Genomic DNA, 22,800 nt, shown 5'->3' on the forward strand with positions numbered 1-22,800 from the left:
GTGCCAATACGCTTTGAGACTTCCTTTACTTTTTTTCCATTTTCCAGCAGCACTACGCCGATAGCCATCGGTCCCGGGTTACCCCTGCACGCCCCGTCAAAGAATAGAACGCATCCCATAAATTGTTCAACAATATTCTATAATAAATAGGAGATTTAGCTATGCGATATGCGCTAGATGACTACAAATTTGCTTTAGCCATATTTTTTCTTTAAATATTGCTTAATTTCAGGATCCCATTCGGCTTTTAAGGCGCTTTCTGTTAGATTATCTATAGTTATAGAATTTATCTTAATGCCACTTAATTTGGTCTTTTCATCAAAAGTGGCATACTTGAGATTTGCATTTCTGATATCCGCATTACTTAAGTCAGCACCCTCTAAATTAGCTGACATCAAGCCAGCATTATAAAGATCTGCATTCTCTAATTTTGCACTTTTTAAATTAGCCCTGAAAAGTATAGCATCCCTCAAGATTGCTCCCTGAAGTTGGGCATCTTGCAGATTTGCGTACCATAATTCAGCATTTCTTAAATCAGCATTAATTAATATAGCATCTTTTAAATTTGCATCACGAAGTTTTGCCCGTACTAGTTTAGCATCTGTCAGATTTCCATTACTTAGATTAGCTACAGTCAAATTAGCATTTCGCAGATTAGCTTTGCTTAAATCAGCCTTACTTAAGTCTGCGCCTCGCATATTCGCATCAGGTAGATCAATCCCTACTAAATAAGATTCATGTAAATCGATGCCTACTAATCCTTCTTTTATTTTAGCCTTTTCTTTTATAATATCCAAAGGTTTTTGCTCAAACTCTGCTAAATAATCAGCAAGGGAAACAAAACCTTTTATCTTTCCTTCTTCTATAACTATTAATCCAGGAAGCTCATACAGGTCTGAAATTATTTTACTGATTTCTTCATCAATCGATACGGTCTTAACTTTTTCAAAAATTTCTTTTTTTTCATCGTATGCCTGTTTGAGGGTGATATTCGGATCTAATAGCCTTAGCTTCCAGGAAGATACGACCCAAAAATTTCCTGTTTCATCATGTACCATTATTTTCTCGACACGTATATTTTTTGCTTCTTCTAAAGTTGCCTGAACTGAATCATTTAAATTAACTGAAACCAATTTTTCAGCCAGTATATCTCCTACTCGATTGTTCATATCTATAAATTCCTCTTTAATTCGCCCTTTAATTCCAACAATTTATTTTTGGTTTCTTCATCTACTGATTCAGCTATTATTTCATTCAATCCAGCAATTGCTTCGTTCATCTTGATTTCTAATCTAGCGTATTTTATAAAATTCTCCTCTAAGATTTTGTCTTTTTTGTTGAGTTTCTTCTTGCATTCTATAATCTCTTTTTCAGAAGAGATTTGCCCAGATTTTTCTATGGCGACCTTTTTGATTAATAAAGGAAATAATATCTTTAAATAGGGATTAATCATCTCGCCTCTTTCTTTTATTTCGTCCTCGATTTTTTTTATTTGCGCATCTCTTTCTTTCTCAAGCTCCCCTTTCTTTTCTTCCGTAACAGAAGATAAAGAAATCTGGATAGCCAACTTTCTCAACTTTGGAAATATATCGTCTTCTATATTTGTATAGGAGTTTTGTATTTTTGTTTTAAGCTGATCATTTTTAATGAGGAAGTCATCTGGACTTAGGTCTCCCTGTTCTTTCATCTGCATATTATCTTTTAAACTATGATTAGCCACTTTAATTTTATCAACATTATCACGGAATCTGCGGTAGAGCTCATTGAACTTCATGTAAATTGGCCTCAATGCCTCCAATTTTGTACTTTCTCTTTCAAGTAGATCCCTATTATCTAAAAAAAGTTTTTTTTCATCTTCCAAGATTTCTATTGTATAGTCTAAATTTTCAAGAATACTTGCCATAATTTCCCTTTAGTGAAAGTACATAAGCCACAATACTATTTAAGTATTTTTCTTGGACTTGATTGTCTTTGCACGCATCATCGAAGAATAATATTGATTCATAATATTAAACTAGTTATACCGGAATATCCCACAGGGGATACCAGCGCTCCACTTCCTTTTCTATGGGAAGTTCTTTTTCCATGATAGAGCGAAGCCTGAACTCGTACCCCGAGTCCCTCTGTTTTCCCTTCGGCACAAAGGGGTAAAACGTTGCATGTTTGAAGTTATATATCCAGTAAACATCGGATTCGCCCCTGAATTTAAAAACAGCACACAGCAGTTGCTCGCCGAATTCGTGCTCTGTCAGGGTCTCGCTCACCATGTACAGTGTGGATACAAGGTCTTCAAATTCCGGGTCATTCAGAACAATCCACATGTAGCCGTAGGAATCCTTTTTTATACTGTACTGGGTATTGGTTTCCTTGCAGCTCTGCTGGAGCAGTTCCCTGATTTCGATTTCGGCGCTCAAAAACCTTGAAGCTTCAAGGGGTTTAAAACAAATGCCTGAGCCTTCTGATTTCAGAGCAAGGTTGGTGCTCAGTGTGACATAAGCTGTCGACATGGCAAACAGTTTATCAGGTTTGGGTTTTGGAAGCCGGCTTTTGCCAAGCAGCGAGTCAAGGAGTCCCATTCAGAACTCCATCCTCCGCTCCATCTCGGAGAGTGCCCGAATGCGCGCCTCGATTGTTGGATGCGTGGAGAAAAGATTCATTATCGAACCCCCGGAAATTGCAGGGACGATAAAGAACGCATTCATGCCTTCCACTTCCCTTAAATCCTGAGACGGCACCTGCTCCATCACGCCGCTGATTGCCATAAGCGCGGAGGCAAGATGTGAAGGCTGACCAGTGATTATAGCAGAACCCCTGTCTGCGGCAAACTCGCGGTACCTTGAAAGTGCACGTATGAGCAGGAAGCTTATAATCCATACGATAATCGAGACCACGAATATAATTATAGCTGCGCCGGCGCCTCTATCGCGGTCGCGACCTCCTCCTCCTCCCCACATCCCGAAGAAAATCATATTGCGCACGAGTAAAGCTGCGATAGTGGATAGAAAGCTCGCTATGGTGATAACAAGCATATCGCGGTTCTTGACATGGCTTAGCTCATGCGCCAGCACTGCTTCTATCTCGGGCTGGCTCAATTTCTGTTTCAGCGAGGTTGTAACAGCCACGACTGCGCTGTTCTTGCTCCTGCCTGTTGCGAATGCATTGGGAATGTTGCTCTCCACGATAGCAACTTTTGGCTTCGGCAGGTCTGCTATTGCACAGAGCCTTGCTATTGTTTCATGAAGCCTGGGTTCTTCCTGCTCGGTGACTATTCGCCCGCCAGTGCTCCACAGGACAAACCTGTCTGAAAAGAAAAACTGGAGAAACAGCACGAATAACATAATTATTATCAATATGTATGTCAACCCTCCGCCGAAAGTTAATATGACAGCCAGGAAGAAAAGATACAAAGCCGCCAGCAAGAACATTGTTAATATCATGCGTGCCTGAAGTCCGTAATCACGGTACCATTGTTTCATTTTAACCTCCTCCTCATAATGTACTCGCTTATATTAAAAACTGGCGATGGTATCAGGATATTCCAGGTCAGCCGATATACGGCTGCACATCGTCTTTTTTGTTTGAGGTCAGGTTCACTGTTAATGTTATGAAACGCAGTGGAACGCTTCCCGTATTCAACAGAGAATGTGCGGATATGGCTGGGATATATACCACATCGCCACGCGAGATTTCTTTTTGCTCTTCGCCTATGGTCATGATACCGTATCCTGAGAGGACGTAATATATCTCTTCGAAATCGGGGTGGTAATGGGGCGCGATGCTCTGATCGGGCTCAAGGGATGTATCATAGACCGCTGCGATACGTTTTGCTATGCTTGCAAGGTCAAGACCGTTTTCTATCTGTTTTACGAACATGGAATATCTGAAGCAACCGATAGATGCAGATGAACACAGATTAAAGTTCTCCCTTTTTCTCTTTTACCTTCTGTACAAGTTCAAAAATCTCATCAGCTTTTTCCCCGGTAATGCCAAGAGTTACAGAGCCTTCTCCCCCGTTTATGCCCCCGGCGCCTATCGGGAAAACATCCTCAGCCCCAAGCAGCGTGAGCGCCGCCACCTCGGTAACAACCGTGCCGCACAGCGGCATCATCCCTACGGGAAGACCTGTTGCCTTGCTGCAGCGCTGGATTCCTATTTTTCTTGAAATCTCAACTACTGAATATGGTATGGATTTTTCAAGACCAACAGGAATAACAAGGTTTACTCCTTTTGCCATTATGGCTCCCAATATGCTTCCCGTGGTGCCGCCCTGCGGGTTTGCCATCATGACGCCTGCAACGCCACAGGGATCAAGGGCATTTGCCCCTTTTATGACCACATCCCCGGAACCCATTTCCTTTATGATGCCGTCGTCCTTCACCTGCTTCCCGTCGCGAAGCGCAATCGCGGGCAGGCGCGCCTCGATTGGAACGACCGTGGTTGTGCCGTCAATGTATCCTGCCCCGTATCTTGCGTGCTCTATCTTCTTTCCAGTAAGCTCCTCTGCCACATACGCATTGGTACTGCCGAGGGTTATCAGGATTATTCCCTTCTTCAGCGCCTGCTGGATGACAGGAAGCTTTTTTACTCCCATGGCAATAATTCGCTTCGATTCTGCCGGTGTTAATGTTATCTGGATTTGTTTCATAAGCTCACCACTGCTCCTTAGAAGAGAGTTTGTTTTTCAGAGTATAAATAGTTGGTTCTGTGGTCAGGATTCAGCCTGGAAGCGGGATAACGGATAACGTAGTTAAGCTTAATTAATCCTGAACCCTTCAAAATGTCTGTAAGAATTATGAAAGAAGAAAGAAAAATCAGATATAAGGAGAAAAACGATTATATCGTAAGCAGTTTGGAGGCTATTCCCGAAGAGCCCGAAACAGACCTTGAAATAAAGGGCATATTTTACAGCCTGCATACATCCATCGAAGCTGCAATGGATCTGGTGGCAATGCTTTTAAAAGACGGCGGGAAAAAAGTCGAAGATGATTATGCAAATATAGAAGCGCTGGAGGAATCCGGGATAATTACTTCCCAGCTTGCTCTGGGGCTGAAAAAATGCAATGGTTTGAGAAACTACCTTGTTCATAGATACAACAAAATGGATGATAAGATAGCATTGGGTTCAGTCGAAGAGGTCAGGAAAGTCCTCTATGATTTTATAGATGTTGTGGAGGAATTTTTAAAATGAACATGGGGGAAATCAAAAATGACCTGAAACTCTTGAAGGACTATGAGGTGATTCTTTTTGGCTCGTTTGTGTCCGGCGAATTCAGAGAGGGTTCGGATATAGATGTGGCAGTGATTACAAGAAGTAAAGATAATGATAGAAACCTTGAACTTTTAAAGAGCTTTATGGGAAAAGCCAGACCGATATATGATATAAGGATTTTCGAGCTTCTGCCGCTCAAGCTGAAGGCATCGGCGGTGGGCTGCTACTCGGTTCTTTATGGCGATGAGCTTGAGATTTCCGAGTATTTTTATGAATTTAGGAAGCAATGGGACGACCAGAAGCACAGGATTATGGGGGGGTATTTTGGAAGCTACAGGGAGAAGATTGCCGCGATGAAAGCTGGTCGTTGAGCTAACTTTTATTCATAACCTACTCCTACCAAGAAGCAAGAAAAAGAGGAGCTTGATAGAATATCTCACAGTCACAGAAATAATAGAAATTCATGACGATATTATAAGAAAATATGGTGGTACTGGAGGAATACGGGACGAGGGAACACTGCAATTATTGGTTTATAAAATGAATTGCGAAAAGAACGTTTTCAGGCGGGCAGCTTTAGCATTGCATATGATAGCAGTGAGTCATCCATTTTTTGATGGAAATAAGAGGACGGCATTTGCTTTGGCAGAAAACGAGCTTGGAGAGGCGGGCTATTATTTAAATGAAAAACCTGAAGAAATAGTCGCTTTAATGCAAAATATAGCAGAATATGAATGCTCTCTAAAAGCTGTGGAAAAATGGATCAAAGAAAAAGCCAAATCACATGTTGGCTAACATTTTGAAAGCTTTATCATGCCGGCGCATCGTTTCTTCTAAGAGCTTCCTTTTTTTAGGAGATAATCCCATTTCCCTTTCTGCAACTATTGCGGGCTCGATTATTTCCTGAGCTTCTTTTTTTGAATAGTTCGCCATTGTAAGTTTTAATTGAGTATCATTCTATTTAAGGCATTGTTGGGATGCACAACTCCTAACGTCTGTAGTCACCGACTCCGCACTGGAAGTTGCGGAGCATCCCTGCATGGATGCTCGATAGTTTGCGTTTCAGTCGGTTTACTTTATTTTCGTCTTTCTTATCAGGCGCAGGTATGCCATTCACCATTCACTAAACTTCCGACTTGCGCTTTAATATCCCAGATATACCTGCGATCCCGATAGGAACTAAAATCCATCCAGCTATTTTCAGTAATGTCCCAATTGTTGTAAAATTTATGCTCACCATGCCCAACTGCATATATTCTGAGGAAGGATTCCAGTCTGCACCCGAAGGGATTTCTACAGGGAGAAACAGGTTGAAACAAAACCAAAAAGCTTCAAAATAAGAATCTTGAGGCTGTATCATGGGTGGCGTTTTGATATCTGGTTTTAACACAACCGCACCCGGCTGATGGTAGATTATTGCTCCAACTATAAGAATGGGTACAATAAAATAGAGAAGTTTTTTGACCTTAACTCCATATCCAGTCAAGCAGAAAAGAATAGTGTCTTTTAGCCACCACCCCCACCCATTTATCTTTTCTAATTCTTTACGTTCTCTACGTCTCCCTTCGTAATAGACGTCGTCTGCAAGATCATCCTTTCCAGCCCTGCGGAATGTTTGTTCAAGCTGTGTAAAGGGTTGCCGATCGTATGGTCTGAGGTGATCCATCAGTGGTTTCCATATGGAGGTGGGCTGAATGCTATTGTATTCGCATCCACGCAAGTCAATTTTTACTTTTTGGTATATGCTTAGCTTACCATTTTCTCCAAAATCGATTTTTCCGAATAAAGCATCTTCAAAACTGATGTCATTGGCAAAAATTGTCCCCTTAAAATCAGCATCCGCCCCGATATGAGCACTATTGAAGTTGGCTTTTTCCTTGAACGTAGCTTCGGTGAAGACAGCTTCACCACTAATATTAATGTCTCCAAAATCACCATCATCCTCAAAAGTAGCTGATTTAAAGATGGCATGTCCCTCGATTTTGGCACTATTAAAGTTGGCCTTACCCTTATGGATGTTTAGCTTACCATCTTCGCTCCTCGCAATGAATTCATCGGTTCTACCGTCATCGATTGTCAGGATTGCTTTAGTTTTTTCGTCGTTAAGTCTTAGCAAAATAGAATTTTTTTCAGTAGATACCTTTATGGTCTTAGCGTCATCGATTTTTTTAATTTTTGCTGATTCTACCCAATCAATACCATAATTCTGTTTTAGAAAGTCTATGAGTCTTACGCTGTCGTTTCCTGGGATATTATCCCAGCTAAACATATATCCCTTGAACTTGGCTCCGGTGAACTCAGCATTACCGAGGATCCGGGCCTTCACAAAGTTAACATCGCCCTCAAAAGTAGCAGCGTTAAAGAAAGCAGCACCATCAATCTGGGCACTGTTGAAATTAGCCGATTCCCTAAACACGACGCCAGTGAATTGAGCGACACCACCAATCCTGGCGAATAGAAAGTCAGCCCTCCGCTCAAAGTTACACTTATAAAAGAAAGCATCCTTCTCGAACCGGGCCAATGCAAAGTCGGTATCACCAACAAAGATAGCTTGGTTAAATATAGCATGCCCTTCGATGTGGGCAATGTTGAAATCAGCCTTTTTCTTAAACTTGGCTTCAGTGAACTGAGCTGAACCACCAATTTCCCCCCCTATAAATTCAGCTTTATCCTCAAAAGTAACCGGGGGAAGGTATATCTTTAGCTCATTTTTATCCAACCTCGCGATTAATTCAGTGGTTTCATTGTCATATTCTAGGGTTACAGTTTTTTCATCGTTAAGTTTTAGCGAAATAGAATTGTTTTCATTAAATACCATTATGGTCTTACCGTCATCGGTTTTTTCAATATTTGCTGACTTTACCCAGTCAAAGCCAAGATATTGCTTTACCCAGTCAAAGCCAAGATATTGCTTTAGAGATTCTCTAAGTTTCTCTTCATCATCCTTTCCTGGAATTTTATTCCAGCTAAACAAATCATATAATCCAAAGAAAGCATGCCCTTGGATGTGAATACTATTGAAGTTAGCCTTTTTCTTAAACCGGACTCCAACGAACTCAGCACTACCACCGATTTGGGCACTTCCAAAGTCGGCCTCGTCCTCAAAAGTGCTTTTATTAAATTTTATATTTTTAAAAGCAGCTTCGCGAAATGTAGCCTTTTTGAATTTTGTAAGCCGACTGTAAAAAACTCCTGTAGCCGTGATATTAGAAAATTCCGCTCCCCCCAAAAAGGTCGCATGATCCAGAAAGATATCCTTCTCTAAAGTAACCTCCGTAAAGGTAGCATCCGCTTCAAATATCGAGTTCTTTAGGTTTAGAACTCGTTTGAAATCTGCATAAGAACAATCCACGGGACCTTTAAACCTCGTCCGCTGAATTGTGATCTCTCCTTCGACATTTGCCGACTTGAGAATGAAGGGTTCGTTGATAACCGCGTTTTCAATCTCAACGCTCCTCCCACCCTTGATGGCCTTAACGACTTCTTCAGCAGAAATTGTTCTATCCTTTTCATCCGAATCATCTGGAAATTTTAATTCCAGGACAGGGGAGTTGGCTTCTTTTTTCATCTTACCACCCATATGGAAAATTTCCTTTATTTGTTGGCTTGGGTTATTCCGCGATATTTACAATATCCAAGAGGGGTATAAATAATTTACTCCCAGAGTGCCGATTTCCATATCTAAAGAAGTTGTTCTGGATTACTACCGCTTTTACGAGCATGAGTCTAATCTCCTGAAGTCACTCTATACCCCGTCCTTAATGATACACGGCTTGCTATCGTTTTTTGCCTATAAACTTTTCTCACCAGACGAACAGTTCTGCGATGAAATGTATTTCTCCACCACTTCCAAAGCCCTGCCCGACCGAGCAGCCAGAAGCCACTGAATGATCTCTACACCTCAAGGCAGATTCCCTTCCCCGCTCAGCTCATGCTGCCTCTCGATATTCATCTTGATCAATATCTCAAAAATCCTCTTTACCTCCTCCCCATCCAGCCCTCTCTCAGTCGCCGCATTCGCCACCCTGTCCAGGACGATTTTATTCTGCTCCACGTCATTTATCGCCTTCCCCTCGGCTCTCTTTGCCTCAAGCACGTCCTTTGCCAGCGCCGTCCTGTGCTCGATAAGGTTGAGTATCTGGTTATCCAGCTTCTCGATTTTAGCCCGAACTTCTCTCAGCGGCATGTTCTCGCACCAGTATTATTCACCTTGGTTCTTATCACTTTTCCACCCATGCGGCGCCACATAGGCTCAAGTTTATCCAGAAGTTCTGAGCTTCCAAGAGCAGTGTACGCTGGACCTGTGCCGGATAAGCTCACCCCCTCAATACCCGTATCGAGCGCCGCAAACATCGGCTCGGTGCTGAAGCCGAGCGCAGCGCAGTACAGGAATCCGTTCAAGGTCATGGCTTTCTCATAATCCCCGGCAAGCGCTTCGTTATATGCAAGCTCGATCCATTGTCCTATGAGCCTTGAGCGCGCCACGTTCGTACTTGAACTAAAAACTTTCTTCGGAGGCGCAAGGATGAGCACTTCTGAATCGCGCTCCACTCTTGAGATAAGCTCATTTTTTTTGTTGTCGGTGATAACAAAGCCTCCAAGCATGGAGGCACAGGCATCATCAAACGCTCCTGTGATTGTCACTTTTGAATCAAGCGCCGCCTGCACGCCTATAGTTATTGCTTCAAGTGGCTGGAGTTTTTCACCGAGCGCATCGAGGGTTGCGAGCACCGCTGCATTTGCGGCTGCGCTTGAGCTTTTAAGTCCGCTTGCTATGGGTATCTCACTTTTTGTCGAAACCTTTGCGCCGTAGTTTGAGTCGAATCGAAGAAGAGTAAGTTCAACACAGTGCTCGATAAGTTTGGTGTCACCTCCTTCTTCCATGTATCCCTTAATCTTTTTATCATCTGTGAGTATAACTTCAGCTTCGGTACGCAGGTCAATGCCGAAGGCTGCGCCTTTCCATGTGGCGATTGCGTTGATTATTGTGCCTGCGCCGAAAGCACAGGCGTATCCGGATTGCTTCATTTATTCACCTGCCCAATCATATTCCGCAAAACTTTCAATTCCTTTAAAACCTGTTCTTTCTTAAAATCAACTGTATTTTCTTCGCGATCGTATTTACCTAAAAGCCCGTTAACGTAATCAAGTTCTTCAAGTGTGGATTCTAACTCTGGTACGTAAATAGCAAGTTCATCAAGTGGAATCACAGCAGCCGTACCTTTTTCTGTCCTCTGTTCGAGTCTATTGACCGCAATAATGAAATTATACTTTTGAAAGCCAAATGCCCTTGAAATATTTCTAGCAATTCCCTTTATCTGCTGTGCCCGTTTTGCTTTTAGGCTCTGATACTTGGACATGGAATCCTTATATTCGATAAACAGCATTGCATCGTCACTCCATAGAACAGCATCAAACTCCACCTTGTTTGCCATGTTTTTGAACGCATTAACGTTAAAAAGCACAGCGTTACACCACTTGAGATTTAATTTACTGCGCAAAGCCTGCTCTGTTTTCTGAATGTCAGGGCGCAATTTTAGAGTGTAGGGTTCAGCTTTCAGTTCCATCTTCAGCACCTCTAATTTATTATTTCCATTCTCACAGTCGTGAACACAGGTCCTCTTGTATCTATCTTCTTCTTTAATCCAGTAATATACCTCTGCGCAATCGGGTCAATCCTGATATTTATCTCTGACGGCACCTTGATTATTCTCACTCTTGTCTCAGAGCCTTCACCTCTTTGCGCCGCATCCTCTATCTCTCTGGCGCAGCGTGCAGCAAATGCATCTACATACCTGATACCAGTGCTCACACCGTTCTTAAAAGCGTCATCCCATCGCGAAGTTCTGGGCAGTCCAAGGATGTCGTTCTTATAAGAGATTATCTCGTTCATCGCCGCAGGACCGCAGAGCTTGGTATTCTCCTCAGGCTCCACAACCTTCACGCGGATATTCTTGTCAAACAACTGTCCTTCCCACGCAATAAATTCGCAGGGGCTCGGGGTATTTCCGTACTGTTCGCATGTCGTTACGATAGCATCCTGTATCTCCTTCCCTATCTCGGTCGCCGGTGCATCTTCCACATATATCATGGCTGCAATCTCGCTATCCGACATCACCCAATTCGTCTTGTACTGGAACTGGGGATACGAAAGTGCGCGCACATCCATGGAATCGTGCAGTATCATCGCCAGCCGCTCAACTCCCATGCCGAGATTCATCACAGGGTAAGGGATGTTGTACTGCGAGAGCGCAGAGGGCGAGTATATTCCAAAGGTAGCAACTTCCACCCAGCCGTCGCTGTATTTTGTCTTCGAACCAACAAGTTTAGGATGGAATGCAAAAACCTCGGTCTGGGTATCTGGAACATAGTATTTGCTGCGCTTTTCATCGGGTCTGAAGGTGAAATTCGAAAACCCGAATTGCGATAGAAGCCCTGCAGCCACGGCTTTCCCGTCATCCACGCTCACGTTTTCATCCATTATCACGCATGAGGCGGAATAGTAAGCCATGAGGCGTGTGGCATCCTCTGCCTGCTCGCGCCGGAAGCACCTGTCCACAGAGAAAAGTTTTATTGGCGTCTTTCGATAATCGCGCAGCTCTCCAAGGCTTATGAACCAGCCCGAGGTCATGTGGCTCCGAAGCGTATTCAGGGAACATACAGGAACCAGTGATTTGAATTCAGGGAATACACGGTCTATCATCACAGCCACTTTGGAATCCGAGACTTTCAATTGCGAAGCAATCTCAGGCACCAGGTCATCCCCTTCTATCTCGCCTTTCTTGTAGGAATGAAGTATCTGCCTTATCTTTTCCACTCCTTCATCGCTTATTTCCCCAAGGATGCTTTTTATCTCTTCTATCCTCTCATCCGAAATCCCCACGTTCGGCCTTGGAAGACCTCCGATGTAGAAGCAGCGATCAAGCACAGCAAGCGCTTCGTATCCGAATTGTTTGTGTATTTCCCTGTCCTCCACGATTATGGGGTTCAGGAACTCTTCAAAACCTAATCTCATATATGCTTCACGCAGGCGCTGGATGGTATGGAAGACTGGATGGGGTTTGCCGTAGTTTAAGTGGTAACGCGGGTATTTCTCATTTATGCCCGGCATTGAAACGTATTTTTTTCCTTCGTTCCACGCAGCGTCAAAATCTTTCTTCGCCGCTTCTTTAATTTCTTCAGGTTCGAATTTCATTGCTCACTTTTCTCCGATAACTGGATTTATGAACCCGCCCCTCATCATCTGGTCAACCAGCACAAGCGCAACCATGGCTTCCGCTACAGGAACTATACGGGGCGGGATGGATGGGTCATGGCGCCCGATGATTTTTATTTTTGTCTCTTCCATACTGCTCATATCAATGGTACTCTGCTCCTTTGAAATCGAAGGTGTGGGTTTCACGGCAATCCTGCATACGATAGGCTGCCCGTTGCTTATGCCTCCAAGAATCCCGCCTGCGTTATTGGTAAGCGCCGTTATCTTTCCATCCTTAACAGCAATGGGGTCGTTCATCCGGCTCCCCTTCATAAGCGCGCATTTAAACCCTGCCCCTATCTCAACGCCTTTTACTGCACCGATGCTCATCAATGCCTTCGCCAGTTCTGCACTCAGCTTATCGAATACAGGCTCGCCCACGCCGGCAGGTACACCGAGGCTGAGTACTTCAACAATTCCACCCACACTATCGCCTTCGCTTCTTGCGGCGTGAATCATAGCCTGCATTTCCACAGCCGCTTCTATATCAGCGCATCTCACAGGGTTTTTTTCCGTATTTTCGCGGATTTCTTCGAAATTCGACGATTTTGCACGAATACCTCCAAGTTCTACCACATGCCCTAAAATCTCAATACCATGGAGAGTGAGAATCTTTTTTGCCACTGCACCCGCAGCAACTCTTCCAATGGTTTCCCGCGCAGACGACCTTCCTCCTCCCCTCCAGTCACGCAAACCGTATTTTGACTCGTAGGTCAAATCCGCATGCCCGGGGCGCGGGGTGTTGCGCAGCGCCTCGTATTTGCTTGAATCAACGTCCTTGTTTTTTATCATTATGGATATGGGCGCGCCTGTAGTTTTTCCTGAAAATACCCCTGATAGCAGTTCCGCTCGATCCTCTTCCTTCCTCGATGTGGTTATCTCGCTCTGCCCGGGTCTGCGCCGGTTTAATTCTTTCTGGATATCAGATTCATCAAGTGAAAGACCGCCAGGGCATCCGTCTATCACCACACCTACTCCAATACCGTGGCTCTCGCCCCAGGTTGTTATCCGAAAGAGTGCGCCAAAGGTATTTCCAGACATGCGCTGTTATTTAGTTTGAGCATTTATATAAGTGCTTTGAATATTACAAATTATGATCGATATAATCGTTGATGCAGAAAAATGCACAGGATGCGGGGAGTGCATCAGAGTATGCCCGAAAGGTCCGAGGATATACAGGATTGTTGAGAAAAACGGGAAAAAGATAATTGAAGTTGCGGATAAGAGCTTCTGTATCGGGTGCACCAGCTGTGTGATGGCATGCAAGCCGAAGGCTATACGGCTGGAACGTGGCTGGTAATCATTTAGCTTATAGAATAATTAAATCGAGAAAACCCACTTCCCAACCTGCCCCCTCCACATCCCTCCATCATTATGCACATCATACCTTATAGTAGCATTAATAAATAATGGATTAGGATTGAAGTAGCATTGTAATGTGAAAAAGTTTATTATGCATTAAACCAGTGGTATCTTAGTAGCACTATTATGGTTGTTAGAAAAAACATTTCACTTGAACAGGCCCATCTAAAAAAACTTGAACCGCTGACTCAAAAACACGGCGGTAATCTTAGCGCTGCTATTCGAGACGCCATCGATATCGCGGAGGCATCGCTTCGCCGCTACAGCACAGTGGAGGAAGCGATATCAAGTATCGGTTCAGAGAAAAAGGAATTGACCTCGAGGGAAGAGTCGATAGAAACAGGCAGGAATGTGCTCATCAGCAAGCCGATTTTCCTATCGATGCTCAAATGGACAAAAGGTATTCCGCTTGAAAAGGAAACAATCGATGAACTGCTTGACCCTTTAAAAATAATCACAATATCAGAGCTGGACAAGAAGATAAATGAAATAAGCAGCGAATCGGGCTGGAACTGCCAGGTATCTATCTACTGCATGGACGATATCAGTCCATCCACGGCTACTGTTGCGATTTCAGGAGATAATGAACTTCACAGGGATTTTCTGGCTCAACTGGTTGTAATGTTCCTGGTTTACAACAAAGGTCTTGATATAGATATTATCCATCGGCGGGCCAGTGCCGTTCGTATTGACCTGAAATCCCGGGAAAAAGGAGCGCAGCCAGTTCTTGCGAACCAACATTTCGGCTATTTAAAGGACGTGGTGAATGAATTCAGGTCAAAGGAGGATTTCTGGAGAAATCTGGTCAGGATATACAGTTCGGTGAATTACAATATGGTCTCGCTGTATAAGGATAATTATGAAGATCTGCTTGCATGCAATACATCCATCGATGCCGGGATATTCGAATCCATATCAAAGAAACACATAGCAAGCATTCCGCATTCGGATTTCTTAAAACTGTTAAAGAAAACACATGAATCCCTGCTCGTTGTGGAAAGGATAGATATTCTTGATAACGGCATCAATGTGTATCACGATTACAGGAATGAAAAAGCTATACAGAGAGTGAGGGATTATTACCTCTCACTTTTAAGGGCAAACGGGCATGAATACGAGGCGAAGTATTCCACAAGCCTGATAGTTTTTAACCATGTCTGCTGCCGCTAAATCACAACCACTCTTCTGGCAATATCCCTGCACAGCGATATGAATTCTTCCGGATTTACTGAGGGAAAGGTATCTATCAAACAAACATCGCATTCTTTTACAACGCTGTCAAGTTTTCTGACATCACCGTGGTATACCATGACTTCTGCCCTGCCGCCTGCTTTTGCCAGCAGGACAGGCTCATCTCCAATGAGTTTGTTGTAATCCTGCTCTTCAAATTCAATTTTTACTCCGAGAATATCGCAATTCGCCCTGATGTTCAAAATTGCATTCCGCAGTGCTGGAAGCCAGGCATCGTTGAGTATAACCTTTTTTGCGCCTGCAAGAACACCCAGGAGTCCGAGCGTTCCAGGACCGCAAAAGCCATCCACTATGCAGGCATTATCGAATTCCCCCTGGAGATATAACTGCTCGATTTTTTCTATCTTCGTGTTATTGAACTCGATGTGTATTTTCGACTGGTTCTTATAGATGCACAGCTCCCCGAACGATGAGGTAACAACATCGCAGCGCATATCGCACCCCGCAAGCAATTCGTATGTGTGGGGTGTGCTGTCTGTATCCAGTATTCCTACGCTCTGCGATTGCAAGCCTTTTCTTTTAATCACTCCTTTTACCTCAGGCACATGCTCGACTATTTCCCCTGCCGCTTCCTCTGTCACCGAGTCCATGATAAGAACAAGGCTTTTGTTGCCGAGCCTTGGAGGGTAGGGTATAGGAAAACCAAAGGCGATGAGGGGGGTTCCTACTTCTTTAAGCGAGGCCTCCTCCGGAAAAATCCCGTTCTCTTTCAGAATAGTCAGGACATTCCCGATGACGAAATCCAGATGCCGCTTGCCGCATTTCCTGCACCTGCCGGAGCTGCTGTCCATCTTTTCATGAAATGGAGCGCCTTTGCTGAGTTTCGGGTCTGGCGGGCATGAACTGCACGCCATGTACATCCCCAGTATCTCATCCAGTACTTTGGGCGCAGGAAGTATGCAGTCCCCGCCGCATGTGGGGCATTTCATAGGGGTATATTTTTTAGTGGATGTTAAATAGGTATCGTGGTTTTAAAAAAAGTCGGCAAAAGCCGATAGAATAGAATCGTTGACGGGATATAGGAGGAAACTACTTCGACTTTTGCCTGATATATTATACGTCAATTGCCGATATATACTTTACGGCGATTAATCAGTGTCTGGAAACTCATGCCCGCAGTTGGGGCACAGTATCAAACCGCATTTCATAAAACGCGGGCAGGCTGTGCAGGCTTTGCTCTCCTTGGTATCGAATCTGGCTCCACAAAGAGGGCATTGTGTTTTCATAAAGGGTTACGCCCCTTTATGACGTATAGGGGTATCTGCGATACCCCTTGTTTTGATAAAACTTTCATAAAGTTTTTTCATAAAAGGTGGTAATATCCAATGACCCTGTATGCAATTCCGCCTACAAGTATTGCAAGCGCGATAGTAAAAGCCACTATGCCGCCTGCCCTCTTCCAGCCAAGTTCGCGCCCAAGCACAGCGATGGTGGCAACGCAGGGAATATAGATAGTGTTCACAAGTGCATAAACGAACAACTGCGCAGGGCTCATGAACAAAAGGAGATTCCTTGCCCCGCCTCCGTATGCCACAATCGCAAGCGTGACCAGTAACTGGAGAGCGAGTTCCTTTCTGAGCACCGCAAATATCAATGTCAATCCAGCTACGGCAGGAAGCCCGAGCCACCCCACAACCACAGGAGACAATGGCGATGCAAGCTTCCAGAGGTAGCCCGTTTCATATAACGCCCCAAGCACCAGAGATCCAACAAGCACTATCGGGAACGCCACGAACACGAAATCCTTGAACCTGTGCCAGGTCTTTTTTATGATATTCGACATTAGAGGCACCCTGAAGGGAAACATTTCCATAACAAGCCCTGTGGAGCTGCCCGGCATTACTTTATTCAGCCCGACCCCAACAAGAAAAACAAGAGCCAGCACGATAATATATATTGCAACCGCAGGCTTCCAGCCCAGGAACAGAGAGACCGCGCCCAGGATAACCGCAGTGCGGGCGCTGCAGGGGATAAGCGTTATTAAAGTGGATGCTATCGTGCGCTCGCGCATGGTCGTAAGCACCCGCGTGCCTATGATTGCAGGTACATTGCACCCAGCGCCTGCCACAAGCGGTATGATGGCCCGTCCGTGAAGCCCGAACTTGTGCATCAGCCTGTCGGTCAGGAACGCAACGGAATTCAGGTATCCCGTGTCCTCAAGAAATGCGAGCATGAAATAGAACGTGAGAACATAAGGTATGCCCACCGCAAGTGCAGCAAGAATGCCTGCATCAAAACCCCAGACAAGAATTTTTCCGACATGCCCCCCGCCAAAGGCATAGAATATTGTCCCATCGATCAGAGGCGACATATAGGATGCCCAGAGACTGCTGAATACGTTTGAAAGCCAGTTGCCGCCGTAAAACAGGAAAGCAAATATTACTCCGAGGGCAAAGATAAGCAAAGGTATGCCAGTAAGCGGCGAAGTGGTGTAAGCCCAGAGCTTGTCCCTGCTCGCAGGCACGATGTCGCCCTGTACCTGAGAGGCAATCGTACCCGCAAGCCCGTGCCTTTCCCGGGCTATTCGAAGCGGTGTTTTCTCACCGTGTTTTTCTTCGATTTCCCGGCTGATTTTATTTGCCTCTTCGAGAATGAATTTCCCATTTTCATGTTTCTTAACGAGTTCTACGAATTCGGAATCATCTTCGAGGAGCAGTATTGCCAGCGCCCTCGGGTTTATGCCGAAATCGAAAGGCGAAAGAAAATCCGCGAGTCTCTTTATGCGCTCTTCAATATCCTCCCCATAATGCAGAGCATATTTGATTTCCTTCTTATTTTTTGCAACATCCACAGCAGTCTGTATCAGTTCGTCAAGACCGCGCCCTGTTGTGGCTACGGTCTCTACCACAGGAACCCCAAGAAGCCTGGAAAGTTCCGGAGCGTCGATTATGATATTCCTTTTTTCTGCCTCATCGATCAGGTTAAGAGCTGCCACTATCGGAATACCAAGATCAATGAACTGCAGCAGCATGTAGAGGTTCCTGGCAAGGTTTGTGGCATCGAGAATTGTTATTACCAGGTCTGGCTTGCTGTCAAGCACTGCCCTTCTGGCTACCCACTGGTCTTCGGAAACAGCGCCAAGGGCATAGCTGCCCGGCAGGTCAATAATACCCAGCCGCAGGTCTTTAAAAGTCGTGGCAGCCATGTTCAGTTCCACGGTTTTACCCGGGTAGTTGGCTGTCACGACACCCATGCCTGTGAGCCTGTTGAATATGCTTGACTTCCCGACATTGGGGTTGCCTGCAAGGGCAAAAGTAAAATCCGTGCCCCCCTTTATTTCCTTGAGGGCGCCATGGCATGATAGCGTCATTTTACCTTGATCTTTGAAGCTACCTCTCTTCCCAGCGCGTACCGCGAGCCGCAGACGCACACGATCAACGGTCCGCCGAAGGGTGCCACCTCCTCCACCCTGACGCAAACCTCGGGAATCAATCCGAGAGAGGCAAGGTACTGGAGCATTTTGGGGTCTTCTTCAAATACGCTGACTATAATTCCCTTGTCAGAGGCTTTTAATTCTGATAACGACCTTACCTTTTCTTTCACGATGGTGCCCTCCTTATCAGGTATTGGGTGACCGTGCGGGCAGGTCCTGGGGTTTCCGAGGCTTGCTGCAATGCGCTCTTCCATCTCAGGGCTTATAGCATGCTCAAGCCTGCAGGCTTCATCGTGTACCTCATCCCATTTGTAGCCAAGGATATCGGTAAGCAAACGCTCGGAGAGGCGGTGTCTTCGAATCACTTTTTTAGCTATCTTGTTGCCTTCTGCTGTCAGGCATACGCCTTTTTCCGTGTGGCTTACCAGCCCCTTATGCGTGAGTTTTTTTACCATCTCGGACACAGACGGCGGGGAGAGTTTCAGGTGCTCTGCAAGGCGGGATGTGCTTACTGGATGCTGTGCCTGCTGGAGCTTGTAAATCGATTCAAGGTATTCTTCAATCCTGGGGGTATCTGCTTCCATGTTCCACCTCCTGCGGTAATCTGTACTTCATGTAAACGAATATCCCGATAATTATCCAGTAGCCAAGATATGCTATTATCATGGTCAACGAGGGATCCGCGTGGTAGCCGATGAGGGATTCCAGACTGCTCCCTATAAGACCATTCTCGTGGAGAAGGGGATATGAGCCGTCAGGGTTCAGGGGCGGGTTTAAGTCCCACACATGCTCTACTACGGGAGGTATGATTCCGGCTTCGTTGAATCCGCCCACGGCTGTAGCTATCATCCCGGCTGAGAACAATATTAACAGTATGCTTGTATATTTGAAAAATTTGGTTACGTCAAGGCTATGCGTTCCTTTAAAGATAACAAGTGAAAGGAGTACCACAGCCAGAACGCCGAATATAAAACCGATAACTGTATCAAAAGGGTCATTGATAGCGAGCGTTCCAAGAAATAAGACGGTTTCCACCCCTTCCCTGAAGACAGCGATAAAAGACAGCGCTGCAACTCCCAGCACCTCACCTTTTGAAATCGAAAGGTCAATCTTTTTCTGGACTTCTCCTTTTATCATTTTTGAATTCGCCGCCATCCAGAAAATCATGTAGGTGAGGACAACAGCAGCTGCAAGGGCAGCACCGCCTTCGAAGAGTTGTTCTGCCGTGCCTGCAAGTTCGCCATATAATATTTTGAATACGAAAGCCACAGCCGTGCTTGCAATTACAGCGCCGATTATTCCCGCATAGATGTAGCGTTTGAGGTCTTTTCTTCCGAGCTTTGCGACGTAGGCGGCGATTATTCCTATTATCAGGGCAGCTTCAAGCGCTTCCCTGAAGGTTATTAAGAAGCTTGCTAACATTTGGTCACCTTTTATTTGTTGTTAGGTATGCCTAACCCCCAAGTTTTGTTAGCCTATATAGTTTTCGATATTACGTGACCGTTACATTACGTGTTGGTAGATTTTTATTTCTTTGCGTACTTTGCGTTCTTAGCGGTTGTAAAGACGCCGTAGCCTGCTTGTATGAGAGCTATCAATTTGCAATCTCGTAAACCCCTTATTCGTGCCTATTTTATAAACAGGGACCACCAGTGAATTCCATTTATTAATAAATAAACAACAAGGGTGCTTTTAATAATCTTTGCCACTGAAATTACTATCAAAAACTTCTTCGTTTCATAGTTCTCTATTCCTGCTACCATCGGGGTGAGGTCGCCCACAAGGGGAATCCAGGGAGAAACGAGAAGTAACGCCGCACCGTATTTACGAAAGTGCATGTGCACCTCTTTCTCCCTTTCTTCCTTATGGAATGGCATTAGTTTCTGAAGCTCATATTTTCCAACGAGGTAACCCAGCGACGCACCTATTATCGAGCCCACTATTAAAGTGATTATTATTGTTACAGGATTTTCTCCAACCCGGAGCAATGCCACTATGACAAACTCTGTCGGAATCGGGATTATGGATGAAATAACACTGATACCAAAAAGCCCCATCAAACCGTATTCTATGAATAATCTAAATACCATTCTGCGGCTAATTCTGCTTTATTATACCATAAATATAATCACGGCTGTGATTTATTATCCTCTTTTTCCTTCCTTTGCAGTTCCCTTCTTCTCTTCTTCGAGTTTCTTCTGCCACTCGATGAAATTGCAGTGCGGGCATCCGATATCCCATGGGCGCCTCCCTTTGTTAATTATCCTGATAAAATAAAGCCCATGTTCCTTGCACTGCTTATCCGTGACTACAATCTGACCGCCCCGGGGCAAGGGAAGGGTGAAGTCGCATTTCGGGTAAGCCGAGCAGCCGATGAACCGTGAGCCTTTTTTGGATTTTCGGATTATCAGGTCAGAGGAACATTTCTGGCATGTCCCTATAATTCGGTCTTCGTATAACCCGTTCCTTAAGGACTCGGTTATGAGCTCTTTATTTCTGGACATGTCCTTGAATATCCCATCGAGCATATCCCTGGATTCTTTAATCACGTAATCCTCGGTAAGTTTACCTTCGGATATCTCGTCCATATCGTGTTCGAGTTTGCCCGTCATTTCGGGTTTTGTGATGGTGTTTGCATATTTCTCAAGGGCTTCTATCACGGCATATGCTGTTTTGGTTGGTGCCAGTGGATTCCCGTGCACATAAGCCCTGGAATAGAGTTTGGATATTATTTCATGGCGCGTGGATTTGGTCCCGAGCCCAAGGTCTTCCATTATCTTTATCAGATGTCCCTGCCCGTATCTTGAAGGAGGCTGCGTCTCCTTCCCGATGAGGTTTACCTCTTTTACGTTAAGGAGCTGTCCTTCTTTGAGCTGCGGCAGTATCCTGTCTTCAGGTACGTTGTAGGAATAATACCATCTCCAGCCTGGTTCTACAAGCCTTGCTCCGTTTGCCCCGAAATCCTCCCCGCTTATATCCACAGTCAAGGATATGGTTTCCCATTGCGTTTCTTCCGCAAACGTTGCAAAAAATCGTCTCACCACCAATTCGTATATTTTCCATTCATCCTCCTTGAGGTCGCTTCTTTTAGCCGGCGTTGCCGGGTGGATAGGCGGGTGGTCTGTGGTCTCTTTTTTACCTCGCGTAGGCACAAGTTTTCCGCCGAGGAGCTTTTGCGCGTATTCCTTGAATTCCGTGTTTAATAGGGATGTTAGAATGCCTTTGGTATCGAGAGCCTGCGGATAAACGGTATTATCGGTACGCGGATATGAGATGAACCCGTTGACATAGAGATATTCTGCAATCCGCATGGCATTTGCAGCCGAGGTTCCAATTGCGCTTGCGGCTCTTAGGAACTCCGTGGTATTAAAGGGCGTGGGGGGTTTTTCGTTTCTTTTTCCAACAACAACACTTTTTACAGTGCCTGTTTTTCCAAGTTTTGCCTTTATCCTTTCTGCCTCGGCTTTATCCAAAAACCGCCCTTTTTTGTGCTGGGCTTCGAATTCCCCGCTATTGACGAGTGTTGCAAAGAGTTCCCAGTAAGGCACAGGTACGAAAGCTTCCCTCTCTTTTTCACGGTTTACTATTATGGCAAGAGTGGGTGACTGTACCCTCCCCACTGAGAGGAACTTATCCCCGAGGCGCCCTGAGCTTAAAGAAACAAAACGGGTGAGAACAGCCCCCCATACAAGGTCTATGACCTGCCGCGATTCTCCTGCATCTGCGAGATTAAAATCGATTTTAGTCGGATTAGAAAAGGCTTTTTTTATCTCTGCCGGTGTTATGGTGCTGTAGTGCACGCGGTCGGCAGAAACCTCAGGGTTTACCTTTTTTATCACATTCAGCGCTTCCACGCCGATTAATTCGCCCTCGCGATCGTAGTCTGTGGCTATGGTGAGATGTTCTGCTTCCTTTCCGAGTTTCCGAAGCGCGGTGAAGATATTCGCATGTGTGGGCTTGGTCAGAACTTCGGCATGGACCAGGGTTTTTAAATCCGTTTTCTGCCAGTTATTATAGTCCTTTGGAAAATCCACCTCAACTATATGCCCTGAAAGACCGACAACGGTTTTACCGTCGAATTTATACGTATCCACACCGCTGACCCTCTCCCTTTCCGGCTTTTTTTCAGATAGTATAGCCGCGATTCTTTTTGCTGTATCGTGTTTCTCGGTTATGATAAGATGCATGTATCCTCAGGATTGTCTGGGTTAGACTACAACTTACTTAAATACATTTGGTCGATGTGACGGTTACAATGTTAACCTGGGATTTATTACTTGCACCCAAAGAATTTTGAATTAATAATGCCATTGAGTAGAACTAAGGAAACTGTATGATAATCCCGGATAA

At 44.9% G+C, this 22,800-nt stretch carries 26 protein-coding genes; 5 read left to right on the forward strand and 21 right to left on the reverse strand.

Going from position 1 to position 22,800, the window contains the following annotated elements:
- Nucleotides 1-194 precede the first annotated feature (194 nt).
- From O8C68_01765 to O8C68_01790, 6 genes are all read right to left on the reverse strand, one after another.
- The gene (locus tag O8C68_01765; GenBank protein ID MCZ7394527.1) at nucleotides 195-1,169 is read right to left on the reverse strand and encodes a pentapeptide repeat-containing protein; all 975 of its coding nucleotides are present in this window, start codon (nucleotides 1,167-1,169) and stop codon (nucleotides 195-197) included.
- 2 nt (nucleotides 1,170-1,171) lie between these two features.
- Complete coding sequence (locus O8C68_01770) at nucleotides 1,172-1,903, reverse strand: hypothetical protein (protein ID MCZ7394528.1); 732 nt, start codon at nucleotides 1,901-1,903, stop codon at nucleotides 1,172-1,174.
- Nucleotides 1,904-2,018: 115 nt separating this feature from the next.
- Complete coding sequence (locus O8C68_01775; GenBank protein ID MCZ7394529.1) at nucleotides 2,019-2,576, reverse strand: hypothetical protein; 558 nt, start codon at nucleotides 2,574-2,576, stop codon at nucleotides 2,019-2,021.
- Nucleotides 2,577-3,476, reverse strand: coding sequence for a zinc metalloprotease HtpX (htpX, locus tag O8C68_01780; GenBank protein ID MCZ7394530.1), 900 nt, complete (start codon nucleotides 3,474-3,476; stop codon nucleotides 2,577-2,579).
- A gap of 67 nt (nucleotides 3,477-3,543) precedes the next feature.
- On the reverse strand, nucleotides 3,544-3,873 hold the full coding sequence (locus tag O8C68_01785; protein ID MCZ7394531.1) for a cupin domain-containing protein: 330 nt from the start codon (nucleotides 3,871-3,873) through the stop codon (nucleotides 3,544-3,546).
- 40 nt (nucleotides 3,874-3,913) lie between these two features.
- Nucleotides 3,914-4,645 carry a hypothetical protein gene (locus O8C68_01790; protein MCZ7394532.1) on the reverse strand — a complete coding sequence of 244 codons (732 nt, stop codon included), beginning with the start codon at nucleotides 4,643-4,645 and terminating at the stop codon, nucleotides 3,914-3,916.
- Nucleotides 4,646-4,792: 147 nt separating this feature from the next.
- Between O8C68_01790 and O8C68_01795 the strand changes: the two genes are divergently transcribed.
- Genes O8C68_01795 through O8C68_01805 form a run of 3 tightly spaced genes read left to right on the forward strand, consistent with a single transcriptional unit; the run spans nucleotide 4,793 to nucleotide 6,004 of the window.
- Nucleotides 4,793-5,188 (forward strand): DUF86 domain-containing protein, encoded by a 396-nt coding sequence (locus tag O8C68_01795; GenBank protein MCZ7394533.1) that lies wholly within the window; start codon nucleotides 4,793-4,795, stop codon nucleotides 5,186-5,188.
- Complete coding sequence (locus tag O8C68_01800) at nucleotides 5,185-5,580, forward strand: nucleotidyltransferase domain-containing protein (GenBank protein ID MCZ7394534.1); 396 nt, start codon at nucleotides 5,185-5,187, stop codon at nucleotides 5,578-5,580. Before O8C68_01795 ends, O8C68_01800 begins: the two co-directional genes overlap by 4 nt.
- A 52-nt stretch (nucleotides 5,581-5,632) precedes the next feature.
- On the forward strand, nucleotides 5,633-6,004 hold the full coding sequence (locus O8C68_01805; protein ID MCZ7394535.1) for a type II toxin-antitoxin system death-on-curing family toxin: 372 nt from the start codon (nucleotides 5,633-5,635) through the stop codon (nucleotides 6,002-6,004).
- Here O8C68_01805 and O8C68_01810 read toward each other — a convergent pair.
- The 8 genes from O8C68_01810 to aroC all read right to left on the reverse strand — a co-directional run bounded on the left by O8C68_01810 (nucleotide 5,990) and on the right by aroC (nucleotide 13,505).
- Nucleotides 5,990-6,142 carry a hypothetical protein gene (locus O8C68_01810; protein MCZ7394536.1) on the reverse strand — a complete coding sequence of 51 codons (153 nt, stop codon included), beginning with the start codon at nucleotides 6,140-6,142 and terminating at the stop codon, nucleotides 5,990-5,992. The genes O8C68_01805 and O8C68_01810 overlap by 15 nt on opposite strands.
- A gap of 55 nt (nucleotides 6,143-6,197) precedes the next feature.
- The gene (locus O8C68_01815) at nucleotides 6,198-6,329 is read right to left on the reverse strand and encodes a hypothetical protein (protein ID MCZ7394537.1); all 132 of its coding nucleotides are present in this window, start codon (nucleotides 6,327-6,329) and stop codon (nucleotides 6,198-6,200) included.
- A 3-nt stretch (nucleotides 6,330-6,332) separates the two neighbouring features.
- Nucleotides 6,333-8,777, reverse strand: coding sequence for a pentapeptide repeat-containing protein (locus O8C68_01820; GenBank protein ID MCZ7394538.1), 2,445 nt, complete (start codon nucleotides 8,775-8,777; stop codon nucleotides 6,333-6,335).
- Nucleotides 8,778-9,110: 333 nt separating this feature from the next.
- A complete protein-coding gene (locus tag O8C68_01825; protein ID MCZ7394539.1) occupies nucleotides 9,111-9,395 on the reverse strand; it encodes a chorismate mutase in 285 nt (94 codons plus the stop codon).
- A complete protein-coding gene (locus tag O8C68_01830; protein MCZ7394540.1) occupies nucleotides 9,386-10,237 on the reverse strand; it encodes a shikimate kinase in 852 nt (283 codons plus the stop codon). The genes O8C68_01825 and O8C68_01830 overlap by 10 nt, the downstream gene beginning before the upstream one ends.
- Entirely contained in the window at nucleotides 10,234-10,776 is a 543-nt protein-coding gene (locus O8C68_01835; GenBank protein MCZ7394541.1) for a hypothetical protein, read from the reverse strand. Before O8C68_01835 ends, O8C68_01830 begins: the two co-directional genes overlap by 4 nt.
- Nucleotides 10,777-10,787: 11 nt before the next feature.
- Nucleotides 10,788-12,404: an O-phosphoserine--tRNA ligase gene (gene sepS / locus O8C68_01840; protein ID MCZ7394542.1), complete on the reverse strand. Its 1,617-nt coding sequence runs from the start codon at nucleotides 12,402-12,404 to the stop codon at nucleotides 10,788-10,790.
- Nucleotides 12,405-12,407: 3 nt separating this feature from the next.
- Nucleotides 12,408-13,505 (reverse strand): chorismate synthase, encoded by a 1,098-nt coding sequence (gene aroC / locus O8C68_01845; protein ID MCZ7394543.1) that lies wholly within the window; start codon nucleotides 13,503-13,505, stop codon nucleotides 12,408-12,410.
- Nucleotides 13,506-13,557: 52 nt separating this feature from the next.
- On the opposite strand from aroC, the gene O8C68_01850 reads away from it, so the two are divergent.
- Both O8C68_01850 and O8C68_01855 read left to right on the forward strand, forming a co-directional pair.
- The gene (locus O8C68_01850) at nucleotides 13,558-13,764 is read left to right on the forward strand and encodes a 4Fe-4S binding protein (protein MCZ7394544.1); all 207 of its coding nucleotides are present in this window, start codon (nucleotides 13,558-13,560) and stop codon (nucleotides 13,762-13,764) included.
- Nucleotides 13,765-13,952: 188 nt separating this feature from the next.
- Nucleotides 13,953-14,996 carry a hypothetical protein gene (locus O8C68_01855; protein ID MCZ7394545.1) on the forward strand — a complete coding sequence of 348 codons (1,044 nt, stop codon included), beginning with the start codon at nucleotides 13,953-13,955 and terminating at the stop codon, nucleotides 14,994-14,996.
- Here the strand turns inward: O8C68_01855 and O8C68_01860 are convergent.
- The 7 genes from O8C68_01860 to O8C68_01890 all read right to left on the reverse strand — a co-directional run bounded on the left by O8C68_01860 (nucleotide 14,993) and on the right by O8C68_01890 (nucleotide 22,637).
- Nucleotides 14,993-16,006 carry a methyltransferase gene (locus tag O8C68_01860; GenBank protein ID MCZ7394546.1) on the reverse strand — a complete coding sequence of 338 codons (1,014 nt, stop codon included), beginning with the start codon at nucleotides 16,004-16,006 and terminating at the stop codon, nucleotides 14,993-14,995. The two genes, O8C68_01855 and O8C68_01860, sit on opposite strands and share 4 nt — an antisense overlap.
- A 159-nt stretch (nucleotides 16,007-16,165) precedes the next feature.
- Nucleotides 16,166-16,303, reverse strand: coding sequence for a hypothetical protein (locus tag O8C68_01865; protein ID MCZ7394547.1), 138 nt, complete (start codon nucleotides 16,301-16,303; stop codon nucleotides 16,166-16,168).
- A gap of 77 nt (nucleotides 16,304-16,380) precedes the next feature.
- On the reverse strand, nucleotides 16,381-18,387 hold the full coding sequence (gene feoB / locus O8C68_01870; protein MCZ7394548.1) for a ferrous iron transport protein B: 2,007 nt from the start codon (nucleotides 18,385-18,387) through the stop codon (nucleotides 16,381-16,383).
- On the reverse strand, nucleotides 18,384-19,034 hold the full coding sequence (locus tag O8C68_01875) for a metal-dependent transcriptional regulator (GenBank protein ID MCZ7394549.1): 651 nt from the start codon (nucleotides 19,032-19,034) through the stop codon (nucleotides 18,384-18,386). Before O8C68_01875 ends, feoB begins: the two co-directional genes overlap by 4 nt.
- Entirely contained in the window at nucleotides 19,009-19,872 is an 864-nt protein-coding gene (locus O8C68_01880) for an FTR1 family protein (GenBank protein ID MCZ7394550.1), read from the reverse strand. Before O8C68_01880 ends, O8C68_01875 begins: the two co-directional genes overlap by 26 nt.
- 206 nt (nucleotides 19,873-20,078) lie before the next feature.
- On the reverse strand, nucleotides 20,079-20,540 hold the full coding sequence (locus tag O8C68_01885; protein MCZ7394551.1) for a VTT domain-containing protein: 462 nt from the start codon (nucleotides 20,538-20,540) through the stop codon (nucleotides 20,079-20,081).
- A gap of 54 nt (nucleotides 20,541-20,594) precedes the next feature.
- Nucleotides 20,595-22,637, reverse strand: a complete 2,043-nt coding sequence (locus O8C68_01890) for a DNA topoisomerase I (protein ID MCZ7394552.1) — start codon at nucleotides 22,635-22,637, stop codon at nucleotides 20,595-20,597.
- Nucleotides 22,638-22,800 lie beyond the last annotated feature (163 nt).

Origin of the sequence: Candidatus Methanoperedens sp., assembly GCA_027460525.1 — an archaeon.
In the GTDB taxonomy this organism is placed as follows: Archaea; Halobacteriota; Methanosarcinia; order Methanosarcinales; family Methanoperedenaceae; genus Methanoperedens.